General features: G+C 64.8%; 5 protein-coding genes. 4 read left to right on the top strand and 1 reads right to left on the bottom strand.

The window, feature by feature from the left end; genetic code table 11:
• Positions 1-116: 116 nt before the first annotated feature.
• On the top strand, positions 117-938 hold the full coding sequence (locus L0G76_RS13705) for a phosphotransferase family protein (RefSeq protein WP_304357727.1): 822 nt from the start codon (positions 117-119) through the stop codon (positions 936-938).
• A gap of 84 nt (positions 939-1,022) precedes the next feature.
• Here L0G76_RS13705 and L0G76_RS13700 read toward each other — a convergent pair whose 3' ends face one another.
• Positions 1,023-1,919 (bottom strand): LysR family transcriptional regulator, encoded by an 897-nt coding sequence (locus tag L0G76_RS13700; RefSeq protein WP_304357726.1) that lies wholly within the window; start codon positions 1,917-1,919, stop codon positions 1,023-1,025.
• Positions 1,920-2,167: 248 nt separating this feature from the next.
• Here L0G76_RS13700 and L0G76_RS13695 point away from each other — a divergent pair, with 248 nt between their 5' ends.
• The 3 genes from L0G76_RS13695 to L0G76_RS13685 form a co-directional block, all read left to right on the top strand.
• On the top strand, positions 2,168-3,406 hold the full coding sequence (locus tag L0G76_RS13695) for a CaiB/BaiF CoA transferase family protein (protein WP_304357725.1): 1,239 nt from the start codon (positions 2,168-2,170) through the stop codon (positions 3,404-3,406).
• 54 nt (positions 3,407-3,460) lie between these two features.
• Positions 3,461-4,624, top strand: a complete 1,164-nt coding sequence (locus L0G76_RS13690) for an acyl-CoA dehydrogenase family protein (RefSeq protein WP_304357724.1) — start codon at positions 3,461-3,463, stop codon at positions 4,622-4,624.
• Positions 4,625-4,712: 88 nt separating this feature from the next.
• The coding region (locus L0G76_RS13685) for an SDR family oxidoreductase (protein WP_304357723.1) at positions 4,713-5,382 on the top strand (670 nt) is incomplete at its 3' end.

Raw genomic sequence — 5,382 nt, 5'->3', positions numbered from 1 at the left:
GGCCAGACGTTACGCCAATGGGCTCAAGCAGCTGCTTCAGCAGCAGGGCAGTCCGCTTCAGCAGCAGGGCAGTCCGGCACTCGGGCGCTCGGGTCGCCGTCTGTAGGCTTGCAGGCATGACAGATGCGCAGGGCCGGGCGATTCGCATCGCCTCTGATCTGGTGGGACGGGAGCTCGGTCTTGTCGACGTCTTCACCGGCGGCCAGCATGCCACCACCCTCCTCGCGACCGATGGCGAGTCGGAGTTCGTCGTTAGAGCCTTTCCTGCCCACCACGATGCTGCGGTCAGGGAAGCTGAGGTACTCGGCCGGTTGTCGGCGTTGGGCGCATGGGTCCCTCATCTGGTCGCCGCCAATGATGACCTGGCCGTCCCCGTCATCGTTACCTCGCGTGTCTCCGGGACTGCCCCAGATGCTGATTTGTCGCCGCTGGTGATCGCTGCCGAGATGGCGGCGGCGCTGGTGAGAATCCACGAACTGGACGGGGACGGACTGAGACCAACTCCCGGTGAGCCACCTCGTGGAGAGTCGGCTCTTGCCGCCCGCGCTCAACGGGAATGGGCGAGTCTGGACATGCGTGATCCTGTGCTCATCCACTCGGACTTCTGGTGTGGGAACGCATTGTGGGAGGCCGATCGACTCACCGGAGTCGTTGACTGGTCGGGAGCACGCTCGGGACCACGCGGGGTCGACCTGGCGTGGTGCCGGCAGGACCTTGTGCTCCTCGGCTCCCCCAGCGCGGCCGGTCTTTTCCTCGAGGAGTACGAACGGCTGTCGGGTGCCGCGGTCGATGACATCGGCGCCTGGGATGTGCAGGCCGCAGCATCGGCACATGACCGCGTCGAAACCTGGCTGCCGAACTACTTGGGCATCGGTCGGGGTGAAATGACGGCGGAGCTGCTGCGCGAACGACTCGATGCGTGGAACGCGAAACTGTGAGCGCTATTGGCTCAATTCCCGTAGCAGCACCGGCCATCAGCCGTCGGCCAGCCGGCCACCAGCCGTCGGCGGCACCCGTAGCAGTCACTCCACGGTCGGCAGGACTTCATCGGCGAGGGCCAACACGGCATCCAACGACGGCTTGCCGTGCTCGCTTCGGTGCGCCAGGTACAGAGTCGATGGGTCCTGCGGGACATCGAGTGGGACGGCGACCGTGCCGACTTCGCGCGTGTTCGCGGATACCGAGTCGAAGGTGATCGAGACTCCCAGCCCAGCAGCAACCAGTGCGCCGATCGTCTGGGAATCAGGGGCGTCCTGGGCCAGCCGGGGCCTGAATCCGGCATCGTGGCACAGCCGCATCGTGTTCTCACGCAGGGTCGAACCGGGGTGGGAGGGCAAGGTGATGAAGTCTTCGTCTGCCAGCTCTTCGACGCGAAGGGCCGAGCGTCCTGCCAGGCGGTGCCCCTCGGGCAGGGCCGCACAGAGTCGCTCGATCATGACCGGCCGGCCGATCACCCCGGGCGGCTGCTTCGTCCACCTCACAAGCGCCAGGTCAAGGGTGCCGTCGATGAGTCGCGAGAGCCCCTCCTCGGCGAAGACATTGGATTCGAGACTGTGGACGATGCCTGGATTCTGCGCCCGGGAGGCGGTGACGAGATTGGCGGCCAGAGTCCGGGACGAGGACCTGGCGAACCCGAAGCTGATGCGTCCGGTCTCCCCTGTTGCCGCACGCTGCACGGCGTCGACCGCGAGACCCTGATATTCGAGCATCTTCCGTGCCGGCTCGACCAGCGCCTCACCCTCAGGTGAGAGCCGCACATTGCGGGTGGTGCGCTGGAACAGCGAGACGCCGAGGTCGTCCTCGAGAGCCCTGATCGTCCTGCTCAGCGGGGGCTGGAGCACTCCCAGACGCTCGGCGGCGCGACCGAAGTGCAGCTCCTCGGCAACAGTCAGGAAGGCACGCACCTGCTGAATCTCCATCATGTCTCCTTCTCCTGGTCCCCGCGGCTGCATCCGCCACCGCATCAGTCTCTGCATCAGCAAATGCATCCATCACTGTGCTCGGCCGCCCGGCGCAGCATCCACCACGCAATCTCTTAAATATCGTTTTGGATAACAATCTCTTCTCATTATTGCTTATCTTGCTATATTGTGGGGTGAAACACTCTGACGAACTTCAGAATCACGACGAATGTCAGAACACGCAGAACCAATGGGAGCTTTCATCGATGAATGGCGAGACCACCGCGACCCGAACCTCGTCCCAGCGCGGAGCGGGGACATCGGATCCGACCGACCGCACGGAATCCATCGCTGACTACCTCCCCCGTGGGGGCAGCGGCCCATTGTCGGGCCAGGTCGTCGTCGATTTCTCGCGCGTCCTCGCCGGCCCCTATTCGACGATGATGCTCGCCGACCTCGGCGCCACTGTCATCAAGGTCGAAGGCCCCAGCGGGGACGACACCAGGCACTGGGCCCCACCGGTACGCGATGAGGACGCCACCTACTATCTGTCGATCAACCGGAACAAGTACGACATCGTCCTCGACTTCTCCGATGCCGATGACCTCGCAGTCGCCCAGAAACTGGCAACTCGTGCCGACATCATCGTCGAGAACTTCAAGCCCGGCGGCCTGAAGAAGTTCGGCCTCGACTACGACTCGGTCAAGGACGCCAACGCAGAGGTCATATATGCCTCTGTAACCGGCTTCGGCGCCCACAATGCGCTGCCCGGCTACGATCTGCTCGTCCAGGCCATGTCCGGGTTCATGAGCGTCACCGGCAGTCCCGACGGTTCCCCCTACCGTGCCGGCGTCGCGGTCTTCGACGTCATCACCGGTCTGCACACGACGATCGGGATCATGGCCGCAATCCACCACAAGCACCTCACCGGCGAGGGTCAGCTGGTCGAAACCAACCTCATGTCCTCAGCGATGTCGGGCCTGGCGAACCAGTCCGGAGCCTATGCCGCCGCAGGTGTGACACCGACGCGCATGGGCAACGCCCACCCCAGCCTCTACCCGTACCAGCCGATGGCGACGAAGGACGGCGAACTCATCGTCGCCGCGGCCAACGACGGTCAGTTCGCCGCCCTCGCCAGGGCCCTCGGGCGACCAGACTGGGCCGAAGACGAACGCTTCGCAAAGGCAAAGACCCGCAATGCCCACCGCGATGAGCTCGAACCGGAACTGCTCGAAGCACTCCAAGCGCATACGGCTCAGGAATGGTTTGAGAAGCTCACGGCTGTGGGTCTGCCCTGCGCCCCGATCAACTCGATCGCCGAGGGAGTGGAGCGTGCCCGGGAACTCGGCCTCGAACCGATCGTCGAAACCGGTCAGGGCGAGCGCGTCATTCCCACGATCCGCAATCCGATCCGACTGACGAAGTCCGAGGTGACCTACGATCTCGCTCCGCCGGAACTCGGGGCCGACTCCGATCAGGTCCGCGCCTGGATCGACAGCCTCTAGCCCGCCTCGGCGACGAAATCACCCCGCTACTTCCACACACTAGGAGAACGCAGAATGGATACCTCGGAACTCGATGACGTCCTGTCCATCGTCCGCGAATTCGTCCGCGAGAAGGTCGTGCCCCTCGAACTCGACATCGAGGCCAACGATGCCATCCCGGAGACGATCATCAAGGAATCCGCCGAGATGGGGCTCTTCGGCTGGGCGCTGCCGGAGGAGCACGGCGGCTTGGGCATGAATGCCGAACAGGACGCCCAGCTGGCCATGGAACTCGGCTACACCACGCCGGCGTTCCGATCCGTGTTCGGCACCAACAACGGCATTGCCGGGCAGGTACTCGTCAACTACGGCACCGATGAGCAGAAGAGCCAGTGGCTGCCGAAGCTGAGCTCGGGCGATGTCGTGGCGTCCTTCGCGCTGACCGAGTCCGAGGCCGGGTCCGACCCCTCGGGCATGCGCACACGTGCAGTCCGGGACGGCGGCGACTACGTCATCTCGGGCAGCAAGCGCTTCATCACCAACGCAGAGTCCTCCGACGTCCTCATGGTCTTCGCCCGCACCGACCCCAACGCGAAGGGTTCGAAGGGCATTTCCGTCTTCCTCGTCCCGACCACGACCGAGGGCGTCACCGTCGGATCGCATGATTCGAAGATGGGCCAGGCCGGCGCTTGGACCTCGGAGATCTTCTTCGACGATGTCCGCGTCCCCGCCGCCAACCTCATCGGCGGCGAGGAAGAGAAGGGGTTCTACGCCGCGATGGCTTCGCTGAACAAGGGGCGCCTGCACATCGCCGCAATCTGCGTGGGCCAGGCCACCCGCATCCTCGACGAATCCGTGAACTACGCCGCCGAGGCGAAACAGGGTGGAGAGCCCATCGCACGGTTCCAGCTGGTCCAGGCCATGCTCGCCGACATCTACACCGAGGTCGCCGCAGCCAAGGCTCTCGTGCTCGCCGCCGCAAAACGCTGGGACACCGAGGAGGATCGGAAGCTGGGACCGAGCTCCGCGAAACTCTTCGCCTCCGAGGCCCTGGGCCGCATCGCTGACAAGGGTGTCCAGATCCAGGGCGGCACGGGCTACATGCGCGAGTCCGCCGTCGAGCGCTTCTACCGTCATGCTCGCCTCTTCCGCATCTACGAGGGAACGTCGGAAGTCCAGCGCGTCGTCGTCGCCCGCCAGCTGCTCAAGGGCGCCCACAAACCGCAGTTCAACCTGTAACCCGGCCGCACCGGCCGCACTCGCACCAGCATCGGGCCTGCCACCGAGCCCGGCTCACATCAACCGCGAACCACGAAAGAAGGACCACATGACCAACGCACCAGCCACCACCGCTGAGTCCAACGCTCAGGGCGTCTCCGAAGTCCCCGGCCTACTCGCCGGCAAGGTTGCCGTCGTCACCGGCGGAGCCCAGGGACTCGGCCTGTCCATGGCCCGCAGCCTCGTGAACTCCGGAGCAAAGGTCGTCCTCGGCGACATGAATGAGGAGAGCCTGCAGGCAGCCGTCGCCGAACTCGGCGGTGTCGACTCTGCTGCCGGGGTCGTGTGCAATGTGGCCTCACTGGACAACGTTGAGAAACTCGCCGAGGCGGCCACACAGACCTTCGGCGGCGTCGACATCTGGGTCAACAACGCCGGAATCACCCGCGATGCGACGATCCGGAAGATGACCGAGAAGGAGTTCGACGACGTCATCTCCGTCCACCTGCGCGGAACCTGGAACGGGCTCAAGGTCGCCACCGGTCTCATGCGCGAACAGGACCGCGGCGGCGCGATCGTCAACGTCTCCTCCATCAGCGGCAAGGTCGGCATGCTCGGCCAGTCGAACTACTCGGCAGCGAAGGCCGGCATCGTCGGCATGACGAAGGCCGTGGCCAAGGAGGTCGCATTCAAGGGCATCCGCATCAATGCGATCCAGCCCGGTTTCATCAACACCGCGATGACCGCGGCCATGCCCCAGCACGCCATCGACTCGAAGC

Origin of the sequence: Brevibacterium picturae, from assembly GCF_030453725.1 — a bacterium.
Classification (GTDB): domain Bacteria; phylum Actinomycetota; class Actinomycetes; order Actinomycetales; family Brevibacteriaceae; genus Brevibacterium; species Brevibacterium sandarakinum_A.
Note: the sequence above shows the minus strand (reverse complement) of the source record. Positions and strands in the feature narration are given on the sequence as shown.